The following is a 24,732-nucleotide window of genomic DNA, read 5'->3' as shown; positions in this document are numbered from 1 at the left end:
GTTAGCGGTCCACATCTGACATTACAAAATCGATACTACCCAGATAGACGATCAGGTCGGAAACCAGGCTGCCACGGATGACCGATGGGATCTGCTGCAGGTGCGCAAAGCTCGGCGTACGTACCCGGGTGCGGTAGCTCATGGTGCTGCCGTCGCTGGTCAGGTAGTAGCTGTTGATCCCTTTGGTGGCTTCAATCATCTGGAATGATTCGTTGGCTGGCATCACCGGGCCCCAGGAAACCTGCAGGAAGTGGGTGATCAGCGTTTCAATGTGCTGCAGCGTGCGCTCTTTCGGCGGCGGCGTAGTCAGCGGGTGATCGGCCTTGAACGGGCCTTCCGGCATGTTGTTCAGGCACTGTTCGAGGATGCGCAGGCTCTGGCGCAGCTCTTCCACCTTTAGCATCACGCGGGTGTAGCAGTCGCTGGTGCCGTCGCCGACCGGCACTTCGAAGTCGAAGTTCTCGTAGCCGGAGTACGGGCGCCATTTACGCACGTCGAACTCAACGCCGGTCGCGCGCAGGCCGGCGCCGGTCACGCCCCACTCCAGCGCTTCTTTGGCGTTATAAGACGCGACGCCGATGGAGCGGCCTTTCAGGATGCTGTTCTTCAGCGCCGCTTTCACGTAGGAGTCCAGACGCTTCGGCATCCAGTCGAGGAATTCACGCAGCAGGCGATCCCAGCCGCGCGGCAGATCGTGCGCGACGCCGCCGATGCGGAACCAGGCCGGGTGCATACGGAAACCGGTGATCGCTTCCACCAGATCGTAGATCTTCTGACGGTCGGTAAAGGCGAAGAACACCGGGGTCATCGCGCCGACGTCCTGAATGAAGGTGGAGATGTACAGCAGGTGGCTGTTGATGCGGAACAGTTCGGACAGCATCACGCGGATGGTGTCGACGCGCTCAGGCACCTTGATGCCGGCCAGCTTTTCAACCGCCAACACGTAAGGCATTTCGTTCACGCAGCCGCCGAGGTACTCGATGCGGTCGGTGTACGGGATGTAGCTGTGCCAGGATTGACGCTCGCCCATCTTCTCGGCGCCGCGGTGGTGATAGCCGATATCCGGCACGCAGTCGACGATCTCTTCGCCGTCCAGCTGCAGAATGATGCGGAACGCACCGTGCGCGGACGGGTGGTTCGGGCCGAGGTTGAGGAACATGAAGTCTTCGTTCTCGGTGCCGCGCTTCATGCCCCAGTCTTCCGGCTTGAAGGTCAGCGCTTCCATCTCCAGATCTTCTTTCTGCTTGGTCAGCACGAAAGGATCGAATTCGGTGGCGCGCGCCGGGTAGTCCTTACGCAGCGGGTGCCCTTCCCAGGTCTGCGGCATCATGATGCGCGACAGGTGCGGGTGGCCGTCGAAGGTGATGCCGAACATTTCCCAGGTTTCGCGCTCGTACCAGTTGGCGTTCGGGAACACCTTGGTCGCCGTCGGCACGTGCAGGTCTTTTTCAGACAGCGCCACCTTCAGCATGATGTCGCGGTTGCGCTCGATGGAGATCAGATGGTAGAAAACGGAGAAATCCGCAGCGGGCAGGCCGTCGCGGTGGGTGCGAAGACGTTCGTCCACGCCATGCAGATCGAACAGCATGACATACGGCTTCGGCTGTTTTCTCAGGAACGTCATTACTTCCAGTAACTGGTCAGGTTTAACCCATACCACGGGCATGCCGGTGCGGGTGGCCTGAACAGTAAAGGCTTCCGGCCCAAAACGGTTGCGCAGTTCGCCGATCACCGGGTCGTCAAGGTGATCTCGGGTCTGCCAGGCAGGCAAGGCGTCGTGCGTCGTCAAATCTGTCATAATTTTTTTTCACCACACTAAAGGGTTATTCGCCGCAAGTTTCACTTTTCGCTGTGTTAACCAATAGCGCACTAAGATGGACGTTAAATGAACGTCTTAAATCTCGTCAGGCGTCCGGAGGTTGGTCACCGCGATGCGCTCGCCGTGTTTACGCTCTCTTTCAGACTGCATATTGGCGCGGTAAACGCCCTGATCGCCGACAACCCACGACAGCGGGCGACGTTCTTTGCCGATGGATTCCTGCAGCAGCATCAGCGCTTGCATGTAAGCTTCCGGACGCGGTGGGCAGCCGGGAATGTACACGTCGACCGGCAGGAACTTGTCCACGCCCTGCACCACGGAATAGATGTCGTACATGCCGCCGGAGTTGGCGCAGGCGCCCATCGAGATCACCCACTTGGGCTCCAGCATCTGCTCGTACAGGCGTTGGATGACCGGGGCCATCTTGGTGAAACAGGTGCCGGCCACCACCATCAGGTCAGCCTGACGCGGGGAGGCGCGCAACACTTCCGCACCGAAACGCGCCACGTCGTGAACGGCGGTAAACGACGTCACCATCTCCACGTAACAGCACGAAAGGCCGAAGTTATACGGCCAAATAGAGTTTTTACGCCCCCAGTTCACCATGTCATGCAGCGCATGTTCGAGTTTACCCATGTAAACCGTGCGGTGGACCTGTTGTTCCAGGGGATCGGCGACGATCTCCTGTTTTTGCAGGGGATAACGGTCGTTCTCACCGTTCGGGTCTATGCGGGTGAGCGTATAGTCCATCTTAATGCCTCGCTGTTACTGCGGATGACTGTTGGTGTTAGTGATCGTGCTCGGTTTACTGCGGCGTTGGGAACGCGCCGGAGTCCAATCCAACGCGCCGATGCGCACCAGATAAACCAGACCGGCCAATAGCACCAAAATGAAAATGGCGGCTTCGATAAAGCCCACCCAGCCGCTCTCGCGAATCGAGACCGACCAGGCATACAGGTATAAGGCTTCAACGTCGAAAATAACGAAGAACATGGCCACCAGGTAGAACTTGGCGGACAAGCGCATGCGCGCCGTGCCGACGGAGTCGATACCTGATTCAAACGGGGTGTGTTTGGCGCGCGCCCGGGCTCTCCCGCCCAAGAAGAACGCACCCAGCAGCATTAAGCCGCAAAGCCCGATAGCCACGACGAGAAATACGGCGAGCGCCCAGTGATGAGCGATAACTTCAGTGGTTGTTGACATACTCTATGCTTACTCATCAAAAGTGGCGTCGATCGCACTGCTCTTGTCACCGGCAGTTAGTGCGCCACATCGATTTAAGGGAAGGATAAATAACCACACAAACAAACTGCTTTTACAGCGAGTTAGGCAGCGTTTTTCTGTGGGCTTTTTACTCCTTTCTATAACCTTTTGTCAACTTTGACAAAAGTATCTACACACTAGTTTACATACGTATCATTTGATTAACATTTGATGCGCCAGGGACAGGCTAAATCGTGTCAGTTAATTTTTGTGTAGAAACAGATAGATATAAACCAACATGCACATTTCAGTTTTACTATACCATTGTCTCAGGAATTCCCTGTTCTTCCACTCACTACCTAGGGGTATTTTTTTGATCCAGGACACGTTTTCAGCATAAATCCTCAAAAAAAGTGTGGCCCTTTAACAATTTTCCTCAAATTAAGCCGCAAAAACGGCCGTCATAAGCTAACAAAATAACCCTGCTATTACCATGCCTTTAACTCATTCAATCTTATTGTTCAAAAAATAAACCCAGCATCTTAAACCCGGTCAAATTCTCTTTTCAGCAACGCTTAAAAGTTAATAAAACAGCCAACTCATAACAAAATCGTCATTAAATCCCTATAACAGTAAAAATCGCCAAAAAAAGGGCAAAAAAAACCTCCGCCGAAGCAGAGGTTTTTCATCAGATATCACGCCGCGGCGTTATTCTTCTTCGTCCACCAGGCTGGCGTCATCCTGATCGCCCTGGAGACCGGCTTCCGCGCCGTTGAAGCCATAGCCGTCATTGCCGCCCTGCATCGCGCTGAAGATGGCCATTGCCAGTTCGTTGCTGCACTGCGCGTTTTTGCATAGCGCATACTGGGTATCCGGCAGCGGCGGCAAACCTTCCACCGCGCCCAGCACCCGCAGGTCGGGGCTCATCATTTCGATCGGCCGCGCGGTCACGCCCAGGCCGGCCTTACAGGCCGCCCGCACCGCAGACAGCGTGGAGGCGACGTAGGCGATGCGCCACGGGATACCGGCTTCGTCCAACTGTTTGATCGCCAGCGCGCGGAACGGGCTTGGTTCATCCATCACCACCAGCGGGATAGGTTCGCCGGCCTGATAGTGGTAATCGGCAGCGCAGTACCACAGCGTCGGCGACGTGCGCAGCACGATGTGTGGGTGCCCGGCCGGATCGGCCGTGGTCACCGCCAGATCGATCTCACCCTCTTCCAGCAGATCGACCATCGTCGTGCTGCGCTTTACGCGCACGTCAATGGCCAGCTTCGGATAGATGGCGGTCACGCGGTTCAACAGGAAAGGCAGAATGGTATCGGCGGTGTCGTCGGAAGCGCCGATGGTCAGAACACCTTTAATATTGTTGTACATCAGCGAGGTACAGGCTTCGTCGTTAAAGCGCAGGATCTTCCTGGCATAACCGAGAAGCTGAATACCATGCTCAGTCAGGAGTTTGTTGCGCCCATGGCGGGCAAACAGTTCTTTGCCGACCAGTTGCTCTAATCGCTGCATTTGTTGACTGACGGCTGATTGCGTACGGCAAACGGCAACAGCCGCCGCCGCAAAGGTATTCAAATCAGCAACCGCAACAAAGGTTCTTAGCAGATCGAGGTCGAGATTAAGTATCGGACGATTTGCAGTTGTCATAGTGTATTCTTCACTTTTTTAAATTCTAATTTACGAACTACTACCCTGGTGTGTTTCTCAGACGCCGTTGAAAAGGACGGTGCCTGTTATGACAGTACCCCACTCATAAGTGGAGGGCAAAAAAATTACTTATGATTCGTTACCTCTATCGCCTTTTAAAATGCGATCTATCGATGGTGCTTATAGAACGCGGGGGACTGAATACCGGTGAAAAGGGAAAACCCCCACCGAACCTGAGATTTTACTCATTGATACCGCCTAATTTCCACTCCATTCGTGCTACTGAGAATCCTTATCAACCGGCGTTCAGACTGCATTTCAGAGTAAGAAAAATAAATAATTAACGGCGCCAACTTCGTGTTATCACTCAATGAATTTAATAAATTCAATCAGTAAGATTTTTACTTTAAATAACAATCCTATAACCACATAAACAATGCTTAAGCTGAAATATAAAGTAAAGCTAATGTAAATATGCCATTTTCTTAGTGTGGTGCGCTAACCGGCAACCCGCTATCAGACAACTCCGGTATTATCATTCCTTTACAGTTTATTGAAGCCCATTCTCACTTTCGGCTTATCATTTCACTGCTACCGGCCGCGATCGTCGGCACGTCTCGTTTATCGACACGCAATTTCACAGAACAAAACCCTAGTAAAATTATAGTTCATGAAATTATGAACCACAAAATAACTTTACCTTTGCTTATCATAACTAAAATCCCCCGTTACGACATGCATTTGCACCAAAGGCGTGCAAAACCCTTCAAAAGCAACTACGCCAGGAGTACATTGGGCGGGTTGCGGCGTCCCACGGTAGGAGCGCCCCTATCCCAGCAAAAGGCTCAACTTTTTATGTCCCCCATTGAGAAATCCAGCAAACTGGACAACGTCTGCTATGACATTCGCGGCCCGGTGCTTAAAGAAGCTAAACGTCTTGAAGAAGAAGGCAACAAAGTCCTGAAACTGAACATCGGCAACCCTGCCCCGTTCGGTTTCGACGCCCCGGACGAAATCCTGGTCGACGTGATCCGCAATCTGCCCACGGCGCAAGGTTACTCCGACTCCAAGGGCCTCTTCTCGGCGCGTAAAGCGATCATGCAGCACTATCAGGCGCGCAACATGCGTGACGTGACCGTTGAGGATATCTACATTGGCAACGGCGTCTCCGAGCTGATCGTTCAATCCATGCAGGCGCTGCTCAACAGCGGCGACGAAATGCTGGTGCCGGCGCCGGACTATCCGCTGTGGACCGCCGCGGTCTCGCTGTCCGGCGGCAAGGCCGTACATTACCTGTGCGATGAGCAGGCCGGCTGGTTCCCGGATCTGGACGACATCATCAGCAAGATCACCCCGCGCACCCGCGGCATCGTGATCATCAACCCTAACAACCCGACCGGCGCGGTGTACAGCAAAGCGCTGCTGGAGCAGATCGTCGAGATCGCCCGCCAACACAACCTGATCATCTTCGCCGACGAAATCTACGACAAGATCCTGTATGACGAAGCGGAGCATCATTCGATCGCTGCGCTGGCGCCGGATCTGTTGACCGTGACCTTCAACGGCCTGTCGAAAACCTACCGCGTGGCGGGCTTCCGTCAAGGCTGGATGGTGCTGAACGGGCCGAAGAAGCACGCCAAAGGCTATATCGAAGGGCTGGAGATGCTGGCTTCGATGCGCCTGTGCGCCAACGTGCCGATGCAGCACGCCATTCAGACCGCGCTGGGCGGTTATCAAAGCATCAGCGAATTCATTCAGCCCGGCGGCCGTCTGTACGAACAGCGCAACCGCACCTGGGAACTGCTCAACGACATTCCGGGCGTCTCATGCGTGAAGCCGCAGGGCGCGCTGTATATGTTCCCGCGCATCGATGCCAAACGCTTCAATATCCATGACGACCAGAAACTGGTGCTGGATCTGCTGCTGCAGGAAAAAGTGCTGCTGGTGCAGGGGACCGCATTCAACTGGCCCTACCCGGATCACGTGCGTATCGTCACCCTGCCGCGCGTAGACGAGCTGGAAATGGCGGTCGGCAAGCTGGGCCGTTTCCTTGAAGGCTACCATCAGTAATCGCCTGGGGCGCAGCGCCTTGCTGCGCCCTTCTCTCATTGCCCGGTTGCAAAATTCGCCGTCACTGCTTCACAATGGGGCCCTCACTTGCCGTTAAAGAGAGCACCATGAGCCAGAGCCATTTCTTCGCCCATCTGTCCCGCCTGAAACTGATCAACCGCTGGCCACTGATGCGCAACGTGCGTACCGAGAACGTCTCCGAACACAGTCTGCAGGTGGCCTTTGTCGCCCACGCGTTGGCGGTGATCAAGAACCGCAAATTCAACGGCAACCTCAACGCCGACCGCGTTGCGCTGCTGGCGATGTACCACGACGCCAGCGAAGTGATCACCGGCGACATGCCGACGCCGATCAAGTACTACAATCCGCAGATCGCCCATGAGTACAAGAAGATCGAAAAGATCGCCCAACAAAAGCTGCTGGACATGATCCCCGCTGAGCTGCGCAACGATTTCCGCACCATTCTCGATGAGCACTACTACAGCGAAGATGAAAAGCAGGTGGTAAAGCAGGCGGACGCATTGTGCGCCTACCTGAAATGCCTGGAGGAGCTGTCTGCCGGCAACAACGAATTCACCCTGGCCAAGGCACGGCTGGATAAAACCCTGGAGCAGCGCCGCAGCCCGGAAATGGACTACTTCATGGAGGTATTCATTCCCAGTTTCAGCCTGTCATTGGACGAAATCAGCCTCGACAGCTCGCTGTAACCCCGCCGGCGCAGCCTCGCTGCGCCGTTAAAAACCGTAGAGCCACGGCACCACAATCACGCTGACCGCCATCACCAACAGGGTGAACGGCACGCCGAGCCGCACGAAATCGCCGAACTTGTAATTGCCCGGCCCCAGCACCAGCGTATTGACCGGTGAAGAGACCGGCGTCATAAAGGCGGCGGACGCGGCGACGGCGATAATCATCGCGAACGGGTATGGCGATACCCCCATTTCGCGCGCGGCGGCGATGGCGATCGGCGCCATCAGCACCGCCGTCGCGGTGTTGGAAATAAACAGGCCGATGGTGGCGCACAAGACGAACAGGCACAGCAGCATCACGCGCGGCCCCGCGCCGCCGGCGACGTCCATCAGCCCGCTGACGATCAGATCCACCCCGCCGGTCTTTTGCAGCGCCTGCGCGAACGGCATCATGCCGACGATCAAAATAATGCTCGGCCAATGGATCGATTTATAGGCGCTCTCCATATCAATACAGCGGAACTTGCCCATCAACAAACAGGCGATCAGCGCCGCGATTGGGTTGGGGATTTCGTCGGTCAGCATCATCGCCACCATCAGCGCCAGACAAAACAGCGCGTGCGGCGCCTGCGTGATGGCCGGTGCCACTTCGTCCACCTCGGCCGGCAGATTGAGCACGATAAAGTCGTGGGTTTTGGCCTGCAGCTGACGAATCGCCTTCCAGTCGCCGATCACCAGCAAGATGTCGCCCAGTTCCAGCGGCTCGTCCACCAATTTGCCGCCCAGCGTCTCGCCGTGGCGGCGGATACCCACCACGTTCAGATCGTAGCGGCTGCGGAACGCCGCTTCGCGCAGGCTTTTACCCTGCAGCGCCGAGTCCGGGATCAGCGAGACCTCCGCCATGCCGACGTTGCGCGACTGTTCAGAGAAGTAATCACCGCGCAGCACCATCGGCTCCAGCCGCTGTTCGCCGCAGAATTCGCGCAGATCGACCTGGCTGTCCGACATGTCGATCAAGAGGACGTCGCCCTCGCGCAGTTCGGTGCTGCCGGAGGCGCTGACCATCACCCGCCGGAAGCGTTTCCAGCGCTCGATGCCCACCACGTTGGCGCCATAGCGCGCACGCAGGTGCAGCTCGTCCAGCGAACGCCCGATCAGCGGCGAAGCGCTGCGGACAGCCAGCCGCCGCGCACGGCCGGTCAGCTTATAATCGCGGATAAGGTCACGGAAGGAGCGGCGCTGCCAGTCGTCGCCGGCTTTGCCCGTGTCACTGCTGCCCAGCCAACGGCGGGCGATCAGCATGTAGCCGACGCCCAGCGCCAGCACCGCCAGGCCGATGGGCGTCACGCTGAAGAAACCGAAACCATGGATGCCTTCGCGCACCAGTTCGCTGTTGACCACCATGTTGGGCGGCGTGGCCACCAGCGTCATCATGCCGCTGATAAGTCCGGCGAAACTGAGCGGCATCATCAGCCGCCCCGGCGCGATCTTCATTCTCGCCGTCACGCTGAGCACCACCGGGATAAAGATCGCCACCACGCCGGTCGAGCTCATAAATGCCCCCAGCCCGGCGACCGTCACCATCAGCAGCATCAACATTTTAGTTTCGCTGCTGCCGGCGACTTTGACCAGCCAGTCGCCCACCTGATAAGCCACGCCAGTGCGCACCAGCCCTTCGCCGATCACGAACAGCGCGGCGATCAAAATCACGTTGGGATCGCTGAAACCGACCGTCGCCTCCTGCAGGCTGAGCGTGCCGCTCAGCACGAAAGCGATGATCACCAACAGCGCCACCACGTCCATACGCAGCTTGTTGGTGGTAAACAGCACGATGGCAATCAGCAGTAAACTCAGCACCCACAGTAATTCGCTGTTCAAAACGGTCTCATCCGGCAAATGTCCAAGGGCCTAAAAAATAGCATAAAAAAAACCCGCCGAGGCGGGGTCTAATCAATTAGGGTGAAGATAATGCCACTCAGGCCAGCCGGCGAACGATCGCGCCCTGCGCCGTTTTATCGACGGCGATCTGCGCCAGCGAATCCAGCCGCAGGTCGACCTGCTCCAGCTTCGGCGCATCGGCCGGGGCGTTGACCGCAATCACCTGGCAACCCGCCGCCAGGCCGGAGAGAATGCCGGCCGGTGCGTCTTCGACCACCACGCACTCGTGCGGCGCCAGCCCCAGGCGCTCGGCGCCCAGCAGATAGGCGTCAGGCTGCGGCTTGCCATGTTTAACCTGCTCAGCGGTGATGAACACCGCCGGCTGCGGCAAACCGCCGGCCTGGCGGCGAGCGCCCGCCACCGGCACCGAACCGGAGGTGACGATCGCCCAAGGGATGCCGAGCGCGTTCAGGCGCTCCAGCAACGCAATCGCGCCCGGCAGCGCGCGAACGCCGTCGGTATCCTGCGCTTCCACCTGCTCCAGCAATTGGAATTCACGCTGAATTTCCGCTTCGCTTTCGCCCGGCATAAAGTGGCGCAGAGAAGTAATGGCCTGTTTACCGTGAATGAAGTCCAGCACCGCTTGCGGGTCGACGCCGCGGCGCTCGGCCCAGTGCGTCCAGGCGCGCTCTACCGCCGGCAGCGAATCCACCAGGGTGCCATCAAGATCGAACAGAAAACCCTTACACTCCACAGAAAACCTCTTCTTAATCAAGCATTGATGATTTGCGCTATCTCAACGGCGCTCAAGTGATACTGGCGCGGGCAGGCCTGCCAAATCGCCAGCATACGCTGATATTTTTCCCACATTTTGGTCTGGGCGTTAAAACCGTGGCTGCCGGAATCAAAGTGAGTATAGCGCCCCTCGGTGCTGACCAGGAAACGCACATAACTCAGGTAGCGCGCCTCGGTCGCGGCATCGAAACCGAGAAACGCCAGGCGGCGCTCGTCCAGATCCTGCTTCTCTTTCAGGTTGCCCCAGGAAACCTGCAGCGCATGATGCATCTCCATCACGTTGATGATGGTGCGGCACACCTCTTCGCTCAGTTCGCCGAAGTCGCGATCCAGCTCGCGCATTTGCAAACCGAAGCCGCGTTCGACGATGGTTTGCAACCGGCGATAACGATCGCCGTTGTCCGGATCGAGCAGGGTCATCATCTTATACTGATTCGACAGGATCAGCCGCTGGGCGTTGGTCATTTCCATCAGGATTTCCTCATTTCTGTGTGATGGCGGGAGCATCGCACAGCGCAAGAACGCAGGAAATCACAACTCGACCGTTCTTTGATTTAAACCGGGGTTATTGGCGCTTTGACGAGAAAGGCCGCATCAGCGCGGCCTTTTTTCATTTACAGATCGTCGAGGAAGGTTTTGTCCAGCTGCTTGAAGGCGCGCTTGAGCAAATCAGCCAACGTCTGATAGGTCGGCGTGCCTTCGAGCGGCGCTACCGCCTGCCCGGCTTCCGTCAGCTTGTTGCGCACCTCATGAAACCATTGCAACAGCGTCGGCGGCAGCGGCGTAACAGAGCGGCGCCCCAGCCACCACAAGCCCTGCATCGGCAGGCTGCAAGCGAACAGCGCGGTGGCGATCGCCGGGCCGAGCTGGCCGCCGAGCGCGATCTGCCAGGTCAGCGTGAAAATCGCCAACGGCGGCATGAAACGAATAGCGAAACGGGTGGCACGCGCAACGCGGTTCTCCGGAAAGACCGGTGCCAGACGTTTGTCTGACGGCCAGGTTTTCATATAATGCTGCCCGCGCTGGAAGACCTGAAACCAGCTTACGGAACCGGACGGTTTGCTCGTCATTGCGTACCTCAACGTCACGTAAAGAAACTAAAAGCGTGCTGCCAGAGACCATACTAAAAAATTTGAAGCTTTAAATTTATTTTGTGTTTGCACCGGGCTATCGGTATCCTAAGCCGGCCTTGTGGCCGGTAGAAGATGACGTAAATTTTGTCAACTTTTAGCCCTATAAAAATCAAGATTATTTAAACCGCAGAGAAATCATCGGTTTTTCCATCATCCTGTGATTTGTGCACTTCACATGATGTTAATCATAAATGTCATCGGCACTATGCGCTACGCTTGTTGTCTGATTGACGATTAATTCACCACGTGTGTTCGATTTTCTTTTAACAACACGACTATTTAAGTAGGTACTTCCATGTCGAGTAAGCTAGTACTGGTTCTTAACTGCGGCAGTTCTTCTCTGAAATTCGCCATCATCGATGCCGTTAACGGCGACGAATTCCTCTCCGGTTTGGCCGAGTGTTTCCACCTGCCTGAAGCTCGCATCAAGTGGAAAATGGACGGCGCCAAACACGAAGCTGCCCTGGGGGCCGGCGCTGCACACAGCGAAGCGCTGAACTTCATTGTTAATACTATTCTGGCACAAAAACCAGAGCTTTCCGCGCAGCTGACCGCCATCGGCCACCGCATCGTGCACGGCGGCGAGAAGTTCACCGCCTCCGCCGTGATCAACGACGAAGTTCTGCAGGGTATCAAAGATTCCGTGCCGTTTGCACCACTGCACAACCCAGCTCACCTGATCGGCATCGCGGAAGCGCTGAAATCCTTCCCTCACCTGGCTGACAAGAACGTTGCCGTGTTCGACACCGCGTTCCACCAGACCATGCCGGAAGAGTCTTACCTGTACGCCCTGCCGTACAGCCTGTACCGCGACCACGGCGTTCGCCGCTACGGCGCACACGGCACCAGCCACTTCTACGTGACTCAGGAAGCCGCGAAGATGCTGAACAAGCCGGTGGAAGAAGTGAACGTGATCACTTGCCACCTGGGCAACGGCGGTTCCGTCACCGCAGTGCGCAACGGCCAGTGCGTTGACACCTCCATGGGTCTGACCCCGCTGGAAGGCCTGGTAATGGGCACCCGCAGCGGTGACATCGATCCGGCTATCATCTTCCACCTGCACGATTCTCTGGGCATGAGCGTTGATCAGATCAACAAGATGCTGACCAAAGAATCCGGCCTGCTGGGCCTGACCGAAGTCACCAGCGACTGCCGTTACGTTGAAGACAACTACGACAGCAAAGCCGACGCCAAACGCGCCATGGACGTGTTCTGCCACCGTCTGGCCAAATACGTCGGCGCCTACAGCGCGCTGATGGAAGGCCGTCTGGACGCGGTGATCTTCACCGGCGGCATCGGCGAGAACGCCGGCATGGTGCGTGAGCTGACCCTGAACAAACTGGGCCTGCTGGGCTTCGAAATCGACCACGACCGCAACATGGCCGCTCGCTTCGGCAAATCCGGCGCCATCACCAAAGACGGCAGCCGCCTGGCGCTGGTGATCCCGACCAACGAAGAGTTGGTCATCGCGCAGGACGCATCCCGCCTGACCGCGTAATGCTCTCAAAACACCGTCAGCCCAGGCTGACGGTGTTGTTTTAGCCTCATGTTAATCGTGAAGAGGACTATTCTGTGTCACGTACTATTATGTTGATCCCCACCGGCACCAGCGTCGGCCTGACCAGCGTCAGCCTGGGTGTCATCCGCTCCATGGAGCAAAAAGGCGTTCGTCTGAGCGTGTTCAAACCTATCGCTCAACCGCGCACCGGCGACAACGCACTCGACCAGACCACCACTATCATCCGCAGCAACTCCACCATCCCGGCGGCCGAACCGCTGCGCATGGATTACGTTGAGGGCCTGCTGAGCTCCAACCAGCAAGACGTGCTGATGGAAGAGATCGTGGCGCGCTACCACGAGAACACCAAAGACGCGGAAGTGGTGCTGATCGAAGGCCTGGTGCCGACCCGCAAACATCAGTTCGCCAACGCGCTGAACTACGAGATCGCCAAAACCCTGAACGCCGAGATCGTCTTCGTGCTGGCGCTGGGCAACGACTCCCCGGCGCAGCTGAAAGAGCGCATCGAACTGGCGCGCACCAGCTTCGGCGGCAGCAAGAACAAAAACATCACCGGCGTGATCATCAACAAGCTGAACGCACCGGTCGACGATCAGGGCCGCACCCGTCCTGACCTGTCCGAAATCTTCGACGACTCCACCAAGGCCAGCATCGCCCATGTCGATCCTGCGCAGCTGTTCGCCAACAGCCCGCTGCCGGTTCTAGGCTGCGTGCCGTGGAGCTTCGATCTGATCGCCACCCGCGCCATCGACATGGCTCGCCACCTGAAGGCCCGCGTGGTCAACGAAGGCGACATCATGACCCGCCGCGTGAAGTCCGTGACCTTCTGTGCGCGCAGCATTCCGCACATGCTGGAACACTTCCGCCCAGGCTCCCTGCTGGTGACCTCCGCAGACCGTCCTGACGTACTGGTCTCCGCCTGCCTGGCGGCGATGAACGGCGTGGAAATCGGCGCTATCCTGCTGACCGGCGGCTACGCCATCGACGAGCCGATCAAGAAGCTGTGCGAACGCGCCTTCCAGACCGGCCTGCCGGTGTTCATGGTCGACACCAACACCTGGCAGACCTCGCTGAGCCTGCAGAGCTTCAACCTCGAAGTGCCGGCGGACGACCACCAGCGCATCGAGAAAGTGCAGAACTACGTGGCCAGCCACATCAGCACCGAGTGGATCGATTCGCTGACCGCCACCTCCGAGCGTTCACGCCGTCTGTCTCCACCGGCGTTCCGTTACGAGCTGACCGAACTGGCGCGTAAAGCCGGCAAGCGCATCGTGCTGCCGGAAGGCGACGAGCCGCGCACCGTGAAAGCGGCGGCCATCTGTGCCGAACGCGGCATCGCGGAATGCGTGCTGCTCGGCAACCCGGACGAGATCCAGCGCGTCGCGGCGGCGCAAGGCGTTGAGCTGGGCAAAGGCATCGAAATCGTCGATCCGGTCGCCGTGCGTGAAAACTACGTGCCGCGTCTGGTTGAGCTGCGCAAGAGCAAGGGCATGACCGAAGTGGTCGCGCGCGAGCAGCTGGAAGACAACGTGGTGCTCGGCACCCTGATGCTGGAACAAGGCGAAGTCGACGGTCTGGTCTCCGGCGCGGTTCACACCACCGCCAACACCATCCGTCCGCCGTTGCAGTTGATCAAAACCGCGCCGGGCAGCTCGCTGGTGTCCTCCGTGTTCTTCATGCTGCTGCCTGACCAGGTACTGGTCTACGGTGACTGCGCGATCAACCCGGATCCGACCGCCGAGCAGCTGTCTGAAATCGCCATCCAGTCTGCGGATTCCGCCGCCGCCTTCGGCATCGAGCCGCGCGTAGCGATGATCTCCTACTCCACCGGCAACTCCGGTGCGGGCAGCGACGTCGAGAAAGTGCGCGAAGCGACCCGTCTGGCGCAGGAAAAACGCCCGGACCTGATCATCGACGGCCCGCTGCAGTACGACGCCGCCATCATGGCCGACGTTGCCAAATCCAAGGCGCCGAACTCACCGGTGGCCGGCCAGGCGACCGTGTTCATCTTCCCGGATCTGAACACCGGCAACACCACCTACAAAGCGGTACAGCGTTCCGCTGACCTGGTCTCCATCGGGCCGATGCTGCAAGGCATGCGCAAACCGGTGAACGACCTGTCGCGCGGCGCACTGGTTGACGATATCGTCTACACCGTTGCGCTGACGGCGATCCAGTCTTCCCAGGCTGACGCTGCCGCCGCCAAGGCCTGATATTCTTCAGGTTGAGCGATAAAAAAGCGCCGGTCATTGACCGGCGCTTTTCTTTTGCGTTCCCTAACGCGCCAGCAACTGCCCGGCGGCCTCCAGAATATGTTCGGCGGTCAGACCATACTCCTGCTGTAAAAACGCCTGGGTGCCCACCTGGCCGTAACGCTCCTTCACCCCCACGCGCCGCATCGGCGTCGGGCACTCCTCCGCCAGCACTTCCGCCACCGCCGATCCCAGCCCGTTATGAATGCTGTGGTTTTCACAGGTGACGATGCGTCCGGTCTTGGCCGCGTAGGTTTTGATCAGTTCACGGTCAATAGGCTTGAGGGTGAACATATCGATCACCGCCGCGCTGACGCCCTGCCGCGCCAGCATCTCCGCCGCCTTCAGCGCCTCCGCCACCATGATGCCGTTGGCGATCAGCGTGATATCGTCGCCGTCGCGCAGCAGGTTGCCCTTGCCGATGGTAAAGCGCGAGCCCTCCTGGTAGATGCGCGTCGCCTGCTTGCGGATGGTGCGCACCCAGTAGAAGCCGCGCAGATCCATCAGCTGGCGCAGAACGTCGGCGAACATGGTGGCGTCGGTCACTTCCAGCACCACCGAATGCGCCAGCCCGCGCACGATGCCCATGTCTTCGAACGACATGTGGGTGCCGCCGTTGTGGCAGGCGCTTACCCCCGCGTCGGAGGCGATCACTTTGACGTTGTTGCGCTGGTAATCCAGCGACATGAACAGCTGATCGAAACAGCGGCGGCTGGCGAAGGCGGTGAAGGTGTGCACGAACGGCACCCGGCCGGTGAGCGACAGCCCGGCGGCGACGCCGATCACGTTGGCCTCCATGATGCCGCAGTTGATCACGTGCTGCGGGTGATCCTTGTGCACACCGTCCATCGCCATCGAGCTCATCAAATCCGCCTCCAGCGCGATGATCGGCGCGCCCGCCTCAATCTGCCGCCGCACCGCGCCGGCGTAGACTTTGCGCATTTCGACGGTGTCGTTTTCCAACTGCGTCACTACGTTAAACATGGGCGGCCTCCAGTTCGGCGATGGCTTTTTCGATCTCCAGCTGCACGTCCGGCGTCAGGCGCAGGTGGTGTGAGTTCGACAGGTTTTCCAGATAGGTCACGCCCTGTCCCTTGATGCTGTCGAGCACGATCGCCAGCGGCCGCTGTTCACCGCCGCGCGCCGGCGCTACCGCCGCCAGCAGCGCCGCGATGTCGTCGCCCTTGACAGTCTGCACCTCAAAGCCGAAGGCGCGGAACTTGGCGGCCAGATCGAACGGTTGGATCACCTCGTCCAGCGCGCCGTCCAGCTGTTGCTTGTTGTAATCGATGAACAGCGTCAGGTTGTTCAGGTTGTGGTGGGCGATAAACTGGAACGCCTCCCAGCACTGTCCTTCATTCAGCTCCCCGTCGCCGAGAATGCTGAACACCCGATTGCGCCGCCCCGCCAGCCGATGGGATAACGCCATGCCGGCGGCGATCGACACGCCCTGCCCCAGTGAGCCGGTGGTGGCGTCCACGCCGCGCGTGCGCAGCCGGTCCGGGTGGCTCGGCAGGCGCGTGCCGTTCTGGTTGAGGGTCTTCAGTTCCGCCAGCGGGAAGTAGCCCTTGATCGCCAGCGTGCTGTACAGCGCCGGGCCGGCGTGCCCTTTCGACAGCACAAAGTCATCGCGCTCCGGCCAGTCCGGATCCGCCGGATCGATGCGCATCACGCCGCCGTACAGCACCGCCAGCGTCTCCACCACCGACATGCAGCCGCCATAGTGGCCGAAGCCCAGCCCGGTCAGCGCTTTCAGCGTTTCCAGGCGGATCGCGCGCGCCAGGGCACGCAGCTCTTCAATTTCCGTTTCGCTCGTTGTGTCGTTCATCAGTCTGCCCTCGTTATTTCTCGACGCGGTCAGCGGCCGGCGCGCCTTTGCGTTTTCCCAGGAAGTTATGCGCCACCAGCAGCGCGAACACGGCGACGATCGCCAACATGATCATCTCCTTCGACATAAAGCGCGCCATATTGCCCAGCAGGATGCCGATCGCGCCGAAGTCGGCGTCGGAGAAAGTGGTGTTGGCAAAACCAAGCGCCCCCAACACCGGCAGCAGCAGCACCGGCAGGAAGGTGATCAGCAGCCCGTTGGCAAAGGCGCCCAGCATCGCGCCGCGCCGCCCGCCGGTCGCGTTGCCGAACACCCCGGCGGTAGCGCCGGTGAAGAAATGCGGCACCACGCCGGGCAGGATCAGCACCATCTTCAGTTGCCCCAGCAGGAACAGCCCGGCTAACCCGCCAAGAAAGCTGAACAGGAAGCCGATCAGCACCGCGTTGGGGGCATAGGGATAAACCACCGGACAATCCAACGCCGGCCGCGCGTTAGGCACCAGTTTTTCCGAGAAGCCGGTGAACGCCGGCACGATCTCCGCCAGAATCAAGCGCACGCCCTGCAGAATGATGAACACCCCAGCGGCGAAGGTGATGGCCTGGATAATCGAATACACCAGGTAGTTCTGGCCGCCGCTGAGCTCGCTTTCCACATAGGCCCGCCCGGCGCAGATCGCCAGGATCAGGTAGATGACGATCATGGTCATCGAGATCGAAATGGAGCTGTCGCGCAGGAAGCTGAGATTTTTCGGTAGGTTCATCTCCTCGGTTGAGCGCGAATTTTTGCCCACCTTCGAGCCGATCCAGCCGGACAACACATAGCCCAGGGTGCCGAAGTGGCCGAAAGCGATATCGTCATTGCCGGTGATGCGGCGCATATAGCGCTGGGCAATCGCCGGGAAGAACGCCATCACCAGCCCCAGGGTCAACGCGCCGGTAAACACCAGCTGCACGCCCTCGAAGCCTGCCACCGTCAGGATGATGCCGATCATGCAGGCCATGTAGAAGGTGTGGTGGCCGGTGAGGAAGATGTATTTCAGCCGGGTGAAGCGCGCCACCACGATGTTCGCCACCATGCCAAACGCCATGATCAAGGCGGTGGAAGCGCCGTATTTCTCCAGCGCGATAGAGACGATCGCTTCGTTGTTCGGAATGATGCCCTGAATATTAAACGCGTGTTCGAACATGCCGCCCAACGGATTGAGCGACCCGACCAATACCGTGGCGCCGCCGCCCAAAACGATAAAGCCGAGAATGGTTTTTACCGTGCCTTTCACCACGTCGGAAAAGGATTTCTTTTGCGCCAGCAAACCGATCAGCGCAATAAGCCCGACCAGCACCGAAGGCACCTTTAATATATCCACCACAAACTTGAGCGTTTCCTGGATAAACATATCCACCTCGCCAATCGTTTTATTCAGAGGATTGAGTGGGCTTCGAAGTAAGCGCGCAGCTTGGCTTCCAGCTCATTGATGTCGATGATGTTGCTGATCACCACCAGCTGCTCGGCCGGCACGCTGGCGCTGTCGGCAATGTCTTTCGCCATCACGAACACGTCGGCCGCGCCGGGAGTGGCGGACGACAGATCGGAGTGTTCAACCTCGGCCTCCACCCCCATCTTTTTCAGCACCTTTTTAATGTTCATTTCCACCATAAAGCTGCTGCCGAGACCTGAACCGCAAATCGCCATGATTTTCATGATATCCACCTGTTGAATTTAGCGTGTAGGGTAGCGCCGCCGGTCATATTCCCGGCGTTGTTAGCATTAATAATGTTCCTGGTGATTAAACGTTAATAGCGGGCGATAATATCCTCGATTTGCCGTTTATCTTTGGCGTGAAATAACGCCTCCATGGCCTGGTTATCGGAAAATAATTCCGCCAGTTGCGAAATCAATTCGATGTGGCTGTTGCCGTCGGGTGCGGAAAGCATCACCACCACCTGAACCGGATCGTTATCCGCGGAATGAAAGTTCACCCCCTGATGGATCTTCAACAGCGATAACCCCAGCGCGCTGGCGCCTTCCTCCGGCCGGGCGTGTGGCATGGCGATGCCCGGCGCCAGGACAAAGTAAGGGCCGAGCTTCTCCTGCTGATGAAAGATGGCCGTCAGGTAATTCGGCGTAATCACACCGTCTTGCAGCAGCGGCTGCGCGCTCAGCGTTACCGCCTGGCGCCAGTCCTCCACCCGTTCGCACAGCTGTATATGATCGGCGGTCAGCCACTCTTTCAGCACGTTATCCTCCCGAAAGTCGATGATTGCGGCCGGTGATTAATTCACCGGCGACGGTAAAACTTTAATCAACCCCTCCCGGGCACACAGTGATGGACATCACAAAGATAGCGCTACCAAAGCGCTATCATGCAGATCTGTGATAGCGCTATCAAAACGCCGTGCCGCGGCATGACGTTAACCACAATTTTTTCTCGCTCTTTCCGGTAACGGGGTAGAATGTGCCGCATACGGGGATCGTCGAAGCCGCGCCGTCGGCTTCCCACCCTCACCATTTTTATGCGCCGCGCGCGCATTTCAGTCGGGATTTGGCATGTCGATCGGTAAAAAACGACGCAGCACGGGCAGGGTGACGTTGGCTGATGTAGCGCAGCTGGCGGGCGTCGGCACCATGACGGTGTCGCGCGCGCTGCGCACGCCGGAGCAGGTTTCAGACAAACTGCGCGAGAAGATTGAAGCCGCGGTGAGCGAGTTGGGGTATCTGCCCAACCTGGCCGCCAGTTCGCTGGCGTCGGCCTCCTCCTACACCATCGCCATGGTGGTGCCCAGCCTCTCCGAATCCGGCTGCGCCGAGATGTTCGCCGGCCTGCAGAAAGTGCTGCAGCCCGCTGGCTATCACATCATGCTGGCGGAGTCGCAGCACCACCTGGAACGCGAGGAGAAACTGCTGGAGACCCTGCTCTCTTACAACCTGGCGGCGGCGGTGCTGCTCAGCGTCGAGCATTCGCAAAATGCCCGCAACGCGTTGATCGCCGCCAACATTCCGGTGGTGGAGATCGGCGCCGTGCGCGCCGATCCGATCGACATGAGCATCGGCATCGATTACGTGGCGGCCATGTATCAGCTGACGCAAACGGTGATCGCCAGCGGCTATCAGAACATCGGGCTGCTGTGCGCCAATCAGGAACAGTGGATTTTCCAGCAGCACCTGCAGGGCTGGCACAAGGCGCTGCTGCGCAACCATATGTCGCCGCATCGGGTGATCAACGCCGCGCAGCCCGCCAGCTTCAGCACCGGCGCGCAGCAGCTGCCGGAATTCTTGCTGGCCTGGCCGGAGCTGGACGCGCTGGTGTGCGCCTCGGACGAACTGGCGGGCGGCGCGCTGTATGAATGCCAGCGGCGGCGCATCAAGGTGCCGGACAATCTGGCGGTGGTGGGATTCGGCAACAGCGAGTTCAGCCGGGTGTGCCAGCCGCCGCTGACCACCATGACCATTCCGCATCGCGATATCGGCATTCAGGCCGGTCAGGCGCTGCTGGCGAGGCTGAACGAGCAACCCTGGCAGCCGGCAGGTTCCCTGCCCGCCACGCTGTGCCGCCGCGACAGCTGCTGAATCCACAGCATAAAAAAAGCCGGTCGATGACCGGCTTTCCTCACGCGTTGGCGTCTCAGTGGTTATCGAGCGGCTTACCGTAATCCTGCTCGTTGTTGCGCGTCAGCCACAGCGACAACGCCTTCAGAGAATCCGGGGTAAACTCGTCGCAGCGCGCGGTGATCTCTTCCGGCGTCAGCCAGCACACTTCAGCCACTTCTTCTTCCTGCAGCGCGAACGGGCCGTGCGATACGCAGCTGAACAGCGCGCCCCACACCCGGCACTGCTCTTCTTCGAAGTAGAACAGACCGTGTTCGGCGAAAGGCACGCCGGCGATGCCCAGCTCCTCTTCCGCCTCGCGGCGCGCCGAATCCAGCACGTTTTCACCGCTTTGCACTACGCCACCCGCCGTCGCATCCAGCCAGCCAGGGTAGAAGTCCTTGATCTCGGTGCGACGCTGCACCAGAATTTTTCCCATCCCATCATGCACCACAATATAGGTAGCACGATGACGCAGCCGCTCCGCCCGCATCTGTTGACGACTGGATTGCGCAATCACCTCGTTTTGCTCGTCGACGATATCAACCCATTCGGTATCTGCAGCCTGACCCTGTTCCGCCATCCTCTAAAACCTTCTATTTTGGCGCGATGCATCCCGCGCGCTGGTTAATCAATGAGTGTTTTTCAAAGATTTTTATTGTGTGTGTATAAATTAGTGCGTTTAGCGTGTTAACGCCACCTCCGCGACGACCTTGCCGTCGTCGAGCGTCAGCACGCTCAAAGTGCCGCTATCCAACATGCCGTAGCTGGCGGGAAAGCCCCCTTTGGGGATGCTGACCGAGCCCGGATTGAAGCAATAGATCTCATCCTGCCGCTCCGCCTGCGGCAGATGCGTATGGCCGTAGGCCAGGACATCCCCGCGGGATAACGGCGGCAGTGCCGAGGGATGATAAAGGTGACCGTGGGTCAAAAACAATCGTCTTTTTTGCAGTAAAACCTGTTGCCAGGGGGCATCGATGGGAAACGCCAGCAGCATCTGATCGACCTCGCTGTCGCAATTGCCGCGAACGGCGATGATCTTGTCGCTATAGCGATTCAATCGTTCGGCAACCTGAGCGGGCTGGTAACCGGCCGGCAATGCATTGCGCGGGCCGTGATTCAGCAAATCACCCAGAAGAATCAACCAGTCGGCGTCGTTTTGTTCAAACAATTCCAGCACGCGTTCGGTAGCCGGCAGCGATCCGTGGATATCCGAGGCGAACATCAGCTTCATAACCTTGTCCTATAGAGGGAAATAAGCGCCATTTTACCGCGCCGGCGCCGTGCGGCAAACCGCCGCCCGCTCCGGTGGAGAATTGTGATCCAACTGCGCAGATAGCATCGGACGAATCCCACATAGCCTGCTATCCTTAGCTGCTATTGTTGGATCTCTGATATACCTTTGTGCGCGGCGAAGACCGCAGCAACGTGTAATGAATTACAGATCACCTTACCGCAGGAGGCAACATGATTGACCTGTATTACGCGCCTACTCCCAATGGTCACAAGATCACCTTGTTTCTGGAAGAGGTCGGCTTGCCCTACCGTATCCATCGCGTAAACATCAGCGCCGGCGAGCAGTTCAAACCGGACTTTCTGAGCATTTCTCCCAACAACAAAATCCCGGCGATTGTCGATCAGCAACCGGTGGACGGCGGCGCGCCAATCAGCCTGTTCGAGTCCGGGGAAATCCTGCTGTATCTGGCGGAGAAGACCGGCAAGCTGCTGAGCAAGGGCCTGCGCGAACGCGCCGCCACTCTGCAGTGGCTGTTCTGGCAGGTGGCCGGGTTCGGGCCGATGCTCGGGCAGAATCACCACTTTAACCACTACGCGCCGCAGCCGGTGCCTTACGCCATCGAGCGTTACCATCTGGAAACCAAACGGCTGTACGGCGTGCTGGACGCTGAACTGCAAAAACACCCGTACCTGGGCGGCGATAACTACAGCATCGCCGATATCGCCACCTACCCGTGGGTGGTGTCGCATCCGCGCCAGCGCATCGATCTGGCAGATTACCCGGCGGTGCGCAACTGGTTCGAGCGCATCAGCAACCGCCCGGCGACCGAGCGTGCCTACAAACTGGCCGAACAAGCCTAAGCGCCTCCTCCGACTCCCCGTCGGCCGGGGAGTCACATCGTCCTCACGTTATCATTTCCTTACTTTCCGTGTATTCTGAACGCTAATAATCAGACCTATGGAGAATCTCTGATGTCTTTCAGTCAACCCGACGCCGTTATTCGCATTAAAAATCTGCGGCTGCGCACGTTCATCGGTATCAAGGAAGAGGAAATCAACAACCGGCAGGACGTGCTGATCAACGTGGTGATCCACTACCCGGCGGACAAGGCGCGCAACAGCGAAGACATCGCCGACGCGCTCAACTACCGCACCATCACCAAAGCGATCATCCGCCATGTGGAAGATAACCGTTTCGCGTTGCTGGAAAAATTAACGCAGGATGTGCTCGACATCGTAAAAGAACACGCCTGGGTAACCTATGCTGAAGTGGAGATAGATAAACTTCTGGCTCTGCGCTACGCCGATTCGGTCTCCATGACCATGAGCTACCGCCGGGGCTAACTCAGGGAGGTAGACCATGCGGATCCTGATCACCGGCGCAACGGGATTGATAGGCAGCAGCCTGACGGCAAGACTGCTGGCGCTTTCTCACCACATTACGGTACTGACCCGCGACGAGCGGCGCGCCCGAACCAAACTGGGCGATCGGCCGAGCTATTGGCAAACGCTGGACGGCCGGCAGTCGCTGGATGACTTCGACGCGGTGATCAACCTGGCCGGCGAACCTATCGCCGACAAGCGCTGGAGCGCGCAGCAGAAAGAGCGCCTGTGCCGCAGCCGCTGGGATCTGACCGAACGCCTGGCGCAGCTGATCAAAGCCGGCAGCACGCCGCCCGGCGTGCTGATTTCCGGTTCCGCCGTCGGCTACTACGGCGATCAGGGGCAGGCGGTGGTCACCGAAGAGGAGCCGCCGCACGACGAATTCACCCACCAGCTGTGCCAGCGCTGGGAAACGCTGGCGCTACAGGCGCAGGGCGACGCCACCCGCGTCTGCCTGCTGCGCACCGGCGTGGTGCTGGCGCCACAGGGCGGCGCGCTGGCCAAAATGCTGCCGCCGTTCCGCTTCGGGCTCGGCGGCCCGATCGGCGACGGTCGCCAATACCTGCCGTGGATCCACCTCGAAGACATGATCAACGGCATTATTTATCTGCTGGATCACGCCACCCTGAGCGGCCCGTTCAACATGGTGGCTCCTTACCCGGTGCACAACGAGCAATTCGCCGCCCAATTGGCCAACGTGCTCGATCGCCCGGCGTTTCTGCGGGTGCCGGCGTTCGTCATGCGTTTGTTGATGGGGGAAGCGGCGGTGCTGGTGCTCGGCGGCCAGCGGGCGGTGCCGAAGCGCCTGGAAGAAGCCGGCTTCCACTTCCGCTATCTGGAGTTGGAACAGGCGTTGGATGACGTTGTCAATCAGCGGGCCGAAGCCCGCTGATCTGAGGTTACTTCAACGCGCCGGACAGGAACTGCTGCAGGCGCGGGCTTTTGGGGTTGCCGAACAGCTCGGCCGGCGGGCCCTGCTCTTCGATCAACCCTTTGTGCAGGAAGATCACGTGGTTCGAAACGTGGCGCGCAAATTCCATTTCGTGCGTCACCACCACCATGGTTTTCCCCTCCTCCGCCAGCTTCTGCATGATGCGCAGCACCTCGCCCACCAGTTCGGGATCCAGCGCCGACGTCGGTTCGTCAAACAGCAGCACCTCCGGCTCCATCGCCAATGCACGGGCAATGGAGACGCGCTGCTGCTGGCCGCCCGACAGGTGCACCGGGTATTTGCCGCGCGCCCGCTCGTCGATGCCCACTTTGTCCAGGTAGCGCACCGCGCGCTCGTGCGCGTCGGCCTTGCTCAGCCCCAGCACCTGCACCGGCGCTTCCATCACGTTCTCCAGCACCGTCATGTGGCTCCACAGGTTAAAGTGCTGGAATACCATGGTCAGACGGGTGCGCAGCAGCTGCAGCTGCTTCTTGTCGAATACCTTCAGCTGGCCGTCCTTGTCGCGCACCATGCGAATATCTTCGTTGTTCAGACTGATCGAACCCTCGCTCGGCTTCTCAAGGAAGTTGATGCAGCGCAGAAAGGTGCTTTTGCCGGAGCCGGAGGAGCCGATGATGCTGATCACATCCCCGGCGTTGGCCGCCAGCGAGACGCCCTTCAGCACTTCGTGGTCGCCATAGCGTTTGTGCAGTTCCGTGACGGCTAATTTATTCTCAGACATGGTTTTCTTCCCGTCATTT

24 protein-coding genes are annotated in these 24,732 nt (G+C 58.8%); 8 read left to right on the top strand and 16 right to left on the bottom strand.

Annotated elements, in window-relative coordinates:
• Window position 1: 1 nt before the first annotated feature.
• The 4 genes from nuoC to lrhA form a co-directional block, all read right to left on the bottom strand.
• Complete coding sequence (gene nuoC / locus ACMGF7_RS15140) at window positions 2-1,798, bottom strand: NADH-quinone oxidoreductase subunit C/D (RefSeq protein ID WP_004936036.1); 1,797 nt, start codon at window positions 1,796-1,798, stop codon at window positions 2-4.
• A 96-nt stretch (window positions 1,799-1,894) separates the two neighbouring features.
• Complete coding sequence (locus ACMGF7_RS15135; protein ID WP_004936039.1) at window positions 1,895-2,569, bottom strand: NuoB/complex I 20 kDa subunit family protein; 675 nt, start codon at window positions 2,567-2,569, stop codon at window positions 1,895-1,897.
• A gap of 15 nt (window positions 2,570-2,584) precedes the next feature.
• Entirely contained in the window at window positions 2,585-3,022 is a 438-nt protein-coding gene (gene nuoA, locus ACMGF7_RS15130) for an NADH-quinone oxidoreductase subunit NuoA (protein ID WP_004936040.1), read from the bottom strand.
• A gap of 708 nt (window positions 3,023-3,730) precedes the next feature.
• The gene (lrhA, locus tag ACMGF7_RS15125; protein WP_004936045.1) at window positions 3,731-4,675 is read right to left on the bottom strand and encodes a transcriptional regulator LrhA; all 945 of its coding nucleotides are present in this window, start codon (window positions 4,673-4,675) and stop codon (window positions 3,731-3,733) included.
• 855 nt (window positions 4,676-5,530) lie between these two features.
• Between lrhA and ACMGF7_RS15120 the strand changes: the two genes are divergently transcribed.
• Both ACMGF7_RS15120 and yfbR read left to right on the top strand, forming a co-directional pair.
• Entirely contained in the window at window positions 5,531-6,745 is a 1,215-nt protein-coding gene (locus tag ACMGF7_RS15120; protein WP_004936047.1) for a pyridoxal phosphate-dependent aminotransferase, read from the top strand.
• 107 nt (window positions 6,746-6,852) lie between these two features.
• Window positions 6,853-7,452, top strand: a complete 600-nt coding sequence (gene yfbR, locus ACMGF7_RS15115; protein ID WP_015378582.1) for a 5'-deoxynucleotidase — start codon at window positions 6,853-6,855, stop codon at window positions 7,450-7,452.
• Between the two features lie 27 nt (window positions 7,453-7,479).
• Here the strand turns inward: yfbR and ACMGF7_RS15110 are convergent, their stop codons facing one another.
• From ACMGF7_RS15110 to yfbV, 4 genes are all read right to left on the bottom strand, one after another.
• Window positions 7,480-9,330 carry an SLC13 family permease gene (locus ACMGF7_RS15110; protein ID WP_273874315.1) on the bottom strand — a complete coding sequence of 617 codons (1,851 nt, stop codon included), beginning with the start codon at window positions 9,328-9,330 and terminating at the stop codon, window positions 7,480-7,482.
• Window positions 9,331-9,409: 79 nt separating this feature from the next.
• Window positions 9,410-10,066: a sugar phosphatase gene (locus ACMGF7_RS15105; RefSeq protein ID WP_004936056.1), complete on the bottom strand. Its 657-nt coding sequence runs from the start codon at window positions 10,064-10,066 to the stop codon at window positions 9,410-9,412.
• A gap of 17 nt (window positions 10,067-10,083) precedes the next feature.
• Window positions 10,084-10,578, bottom strand: coding sequence for a YfbU family protein (locus tag ACMGF7_RS15100; protein WP_004936059.1), 495 nt, complete (start codon window positions 10,576-10,578; stop codon window positions 10,084-10,086).
• 143 nt (window positions 10,579-10,721) lie between these two features.
• Complete coding sequence (gene yfbV, locus ACMGF7_RS15095) at window positions 10,722-11,177, bottom strand: terminus macrodomain insulation protein YfbV (RefSeq protein WP_004936061.1); 456 nt, start codon at window positions 11,175-11,177, stop codon at window positions 10,722-10,724.
• 358 nt (window positions 11,178-11,535) lie between these two features.
• Here yfbV and ackA point away from each other — a divergent pair, with 358 nt between their 5' ends.
• The gene (ackA, locus tag ACMGF7_RS15090; protein WP_004936063.1) at window positions 11,536-12,738 is read left to right on the top strand and encodes an acetate kinase; all 1,203 of its coding nucleotides are present in this window, start codon (window positions 11,536-11,538) and stop codon (window positions 12,736-12,738) included.
• A gap of 74 nt (window positions 12,739-12,812) precedes the next feature.
• On the top strand, window positions 12,813-14,972 hold the full coding sequence (gene pta / locus ACMGF7_RS15085; RefSeq protein ID WP_004936066.1) for a phosphate acetyltransferase: 2,160 nt from the start codon (window positions 12,813-12,815) through the stop codon (window positions 14,970-14,972).
• A gap of 63 nt (window positions 14,973-15,035) precedes the next feature.
• Here pta and ACMGF7_RS15080 read toward each other — a convergent pair whose 3' ends face one another.
• The 5 genes from ACMGF7_RS15080 to ACMGF7_RS15060 all read right to left on the bottom strand — a co-directional run bounded on the left by ACMGF7_RS15080 (window position 15,036) and on the right by ACMGF7_RS15060 (window position 19,073).
• Entirely contained in the window at window positions 15,036-15,995 is a 960-nt protein-coding gene (locus ACMGF7_RS15080) for a transketolase family protein (RefSeq protein WP_021505560.1), read from the bottom strand.
• On the bottom strand, window positions 15,988-16,839 hold the full coding sequence (locus tag ACMGF7_RS15075; RefSeq protein WP_004936071.1) for a transketolase: 852 nt from the start codon (window positions 16,837-16,839) through the stop codon (window positions 15,988-15,990). The genes ACMGF7_RS15080 and ACMGF7_RS15075 overlap by 8 nt, the downstream gene beginning before the upstream one ends.
• Before the next feature lie 13 nt (window positions 16,840-16,852).
• Window positions 16,853-18,232, bottom strand: coding sequence for a PTS ascorbate transporter subunit IIC (locus ACMGF7_RS15070; RefSeq protein WP_004936074.1), 1,380 nt, complete (start codon window positions 18,230-18,232; stop codon window positions 16,853-16,855).
• Between the two features lie 23 nt (window positions 18,233-18,255).
• Window positions 18,256-18,537 carry a PTS sugar transporter subunit IIB gene (locus ACMGF7_RS15065; protein WP_015378585.1) on the bottom strand — a complete coding sequence of 94 codons (282 nt, stop codon included), beginning with the start codon at window positions 18,535-18,537 and terminating at the stop codon, window positions 18,256-18,258.
• A 92-nt stretch (window positions 18,538-18,629) separates the two neighbouring features.
• On the bottom strand, window positions 18,630-19,073 hold the full coding sequence (locus ACMGF7_RS15060; protein ID WP_021505562.1) for a PTS sugar transporter subunit IIA: 444 nt from the start codon (window positions 19,071-19,073) through the stop codon (window positions 18,630-18,632).
• A gap of 310 nt (window positions 19,074-19,383) precedes the next feature.
• Here ACMGF7_RS15060 and ACMGF7_RS15055 point away from each other — a divergent pair, with 310 nt between their 5' ends.
• Complete coding sequence (locus ACMGF7_RS15055) at window positions 19,384-20,403, top strand: LacI family DNA-binding transcriptional regulator (RefSeq protein ID WP_004936083.1); 1,020 nt, start codon at window positions 19,384-19,386, stop codon at window positions 20,401-20,403.
• A gap of 55 nt (window positions 20,404-20,458) precedes the next feature.
• Here the strand turns inward: ACMGF7_RS15055 and yfcD are convergent, their stop codons facing one another.
• Window positions 20,459-21,004 carry an NUDIX hydrolase YfcD gene (gene yfcD / locus ACMGF7_RS15050; protein WP_004936086.1) on the bottom strand — a complete coding sequence of 182 codons (546 nt, stop codon included), beginning with the start codon at window positions 21,002-21,004 and terminating at the stop codon, window positions 20,459-20,461.
• A 99-nt stretch (window positions 21,005-21,103) separates the two neighbouring features.
• Complete coding sequence (yfcE, locus tag ACMGF7_RS15045) at window positions 21,104-21,655, bottom strand: phosphodiesterase (RefSeq protein WP_197800037.1); 552 nt, start codon at window positions 21,653-21,655, stop codon at window positions 21,104-21,106.
• A gap of 233 nt (window positions 21,656-21,888) precedes the next feature.
• On the opposite strand from yfcE, the gene yfcG reads away from it, so the two are divergent.
• From yfcG to ACMGF7_RS15030, 3 genes are all read left to right on the top strand, one after another.
• Window positions 21,889-22,518, top strand: a complete 630-nt coding sequence (gene yfcG, locus ACMGF7_RS15040) for a GSH-dependent disulfide bond oxidoreductase (RefSeq protein WP_004936091.1) — start codon at window positions 21,889-21,891, stop codon at window positions 22,516-22,518.
• A gap of 111 nt (window positions 22,519-22,629) precedes the next feature.
• Window positions 22,630-23,001 (top strand): dihydroneopterin triphosphate 2'-epimerase, encoded by a 372-nt coding sequence (folX, locus tag ACMGF7_RS15035; protein WP_004936094.1) that lies wholly within the window; start codon window positions 22,630-22,632, stop codon window positions 22,999-23,001.
• Window positions 23,002-23,017: 16 nt separating this feature from the next.
• Window positions 23,018-23,932: a TIGR01777 family oxidoreductase gene (locus tag ACMGF7_RS15030; RefSeq protein WP_049241847.1), complete on the top strand. Its 915-nt coding sequence runs from the start codon at window positions 23,018-23,020 to the stop codon at window positions 23,930-23,932.
• 7 nt (window positions 23,933-23,939) lie between these two features.
• Here ACMGF7_RS15030 and hisP read toward each other — a convergent pair whose 3' ends face one another.
• A complete protein-coding gene (gene hisP, locus ACMGF7_RS15025) occupies window positions 23,940-24,713 on the bottom strand; it encodes a histidine ABC transporter ATP-binding protein HisP (protein WP_004936098.1) in 774 nt (257 codons plus the stop codon).
• Window positions 24,714-24,732: the final 19 nt, after the last annotated feature.

Source organism: Serratia sp. BNK-17 (assembly GCF_048684935.1).
GTDB lineage: Bacteria > Pseudomonadota > Gammaproteobacteria > Enterobacterales > Enterobacteriaceae > Serratia > Serratia nematodiphila.
Note: the sequence above shows the minus strand (reverse complement) of the source record. Positions and strands in the feature narration are given on the sequence as shown.

What these genes read in the sequence shown, in the direction of transcription:
- nuoC (WP_004936036.1), bottom strand. Translation starts at nt 1,798, where the DNA reads ATGACAGATTTGACGACGCACGACGCCTTGCCTGCCTGGCAGACCCGA.
- ACMGF7_RS15135 (WP_004936039.1), bottom strand. Translation starts at nt 2,569, where the DNA reads ATGGACTATACGCTCACCCGCATAGACCCGAACGGTGAGAACGACCGT.
- nuoA (WP_004936040.1), bottom strand. Translation starts at nt 3,022, where the DNA reads ATGTCAACAACCACTGAAGTTATCGCTCATCACTGGGCGCTCGCCGTA.
- lrhA (WP_004936045.1), bottom strand. Translation starts at nt 4,675, where the DNA reads ATGACAACTGCAAATCGTCCGATACTTAATCTCGACCTCGATCTGCTA.
- ACMGF7_RS15120 (WP_004936047.1), top strand. Translation starts at nt 5,531, where the DNA reads ATGTCCCCCATTGAGAAATCCAGCAAACTGGACAACGTCTGCTATGAC.
- yfbR (WP_015378582.1), top strand. Translation starts at nt 6,853, where the DNA reads ATGAGCCAGAGCCATTTCTTCGCCCATCTGTCCCGCCTGAAACTGATC.
- ACMGF7_RS15100 (WP_004936059.1), bottom strand. Translation starts at nt 10,578, where the DNA reads ATGGAAATGACCAACGCCCAGCGGCTGATCCTGTCGAATCAGTATAAG.
- yfbV (WP_004936061.1), bottom strand. Translation starts at nt 11,177, where the DNA reads ATGACGAGCAAACCGTCCGGTTCCGTAAGCTGGTTTCAGGTCTTCCAG.
- ackA (WP_004936063.1), top strand. Translation starts at nt 11,536, where the DNA reads ATGTCGAGTAAGCTAGTACTGGTTCTTAACTGCGGCAGTTCTTCTCTG.
- ACMGF7_RS15080 (WP_021505560.1), bottom strand. Translation starts at nt 15,995, where the DNA reads ATGTTTAACGTAGTGACGCAGTTGGAAAACGACACCGTCGAAATGCGC.
- ACMGF7_RS15075 (WP_004936071.1), bottom strand. Translation starts at nt 16,839, where the DNA reads ATGAACGACACAACGAGCGAAACGGAAATTGAAGAGCTGCGTGCCCTG.
- ACMGF7_RS15070 (WP_004936074.1), bottom strand. Translation starts at nt 18,232, where the DNA reads ATGTTTATCCAGGAAACGCTCAAGTTTGTGGTGGATATATTAAAGGTG.
- ACMGF7_RS15065 (WP_015378585.1), bottom strand. Translation starts at nt 18,537, where the DNA reads ATGAAAATCATGGCGATTTGCGGTTCAGGTCTCGGCAGCAGCTTTATG.
- ACMGF7_RS15055 (WP_004936083.1), top strand. Translation starts at nt 19,384, where the DNA reads ATGTCGATCGGTAAAAAACGACGCAGCACGGGCAGGGTGACGTTGGCT.
- yfcD (WP_004936086.1), bottom strand. Translation starts at nt 21,004, where the DNA reads ATGGCGGAACAGGGTCAGGCTGCAGATACCGAATGGGTTGATATCGTC.
- yfcE (WP_197800037.1), bottom strand. Translation starts at nt 21,655, where the DNA reads ATGAAGCTGATGTTCGCCTCGGATATCCACGGATCGCTGCCGGCTACC.
- yfcG (WP_004936091.1), top strand. Translation starts at nt 21,889, where the DNA reads ATGATTGACCTGTATTACGCGCCTACTCCCAATGGTCACAAGATCACC.
- folX (WP_004936094.1), top strand. Translation starts at nt 22,630, where the DNA reads ATGTCTTTCAGTCAACCCGACGCCGTTATTCGCATTAAAAATCTGCGG.
- ACMGF7_RS15030 (WP_049241847.1), top strand. Translation starts at nt 23,018, where the DNA reads ATGCGGATCCTGATCACCGGCGCAACGGGATTGATAGGCAGCAGCCTG.
- hisP (WP_004936098.1), bottom strand. Translation starts at nt 24,713, where the DNA reads ATGTCTGAGAATAAATTAGCCGTCACGGAACTGCACAAACGCTATGGC.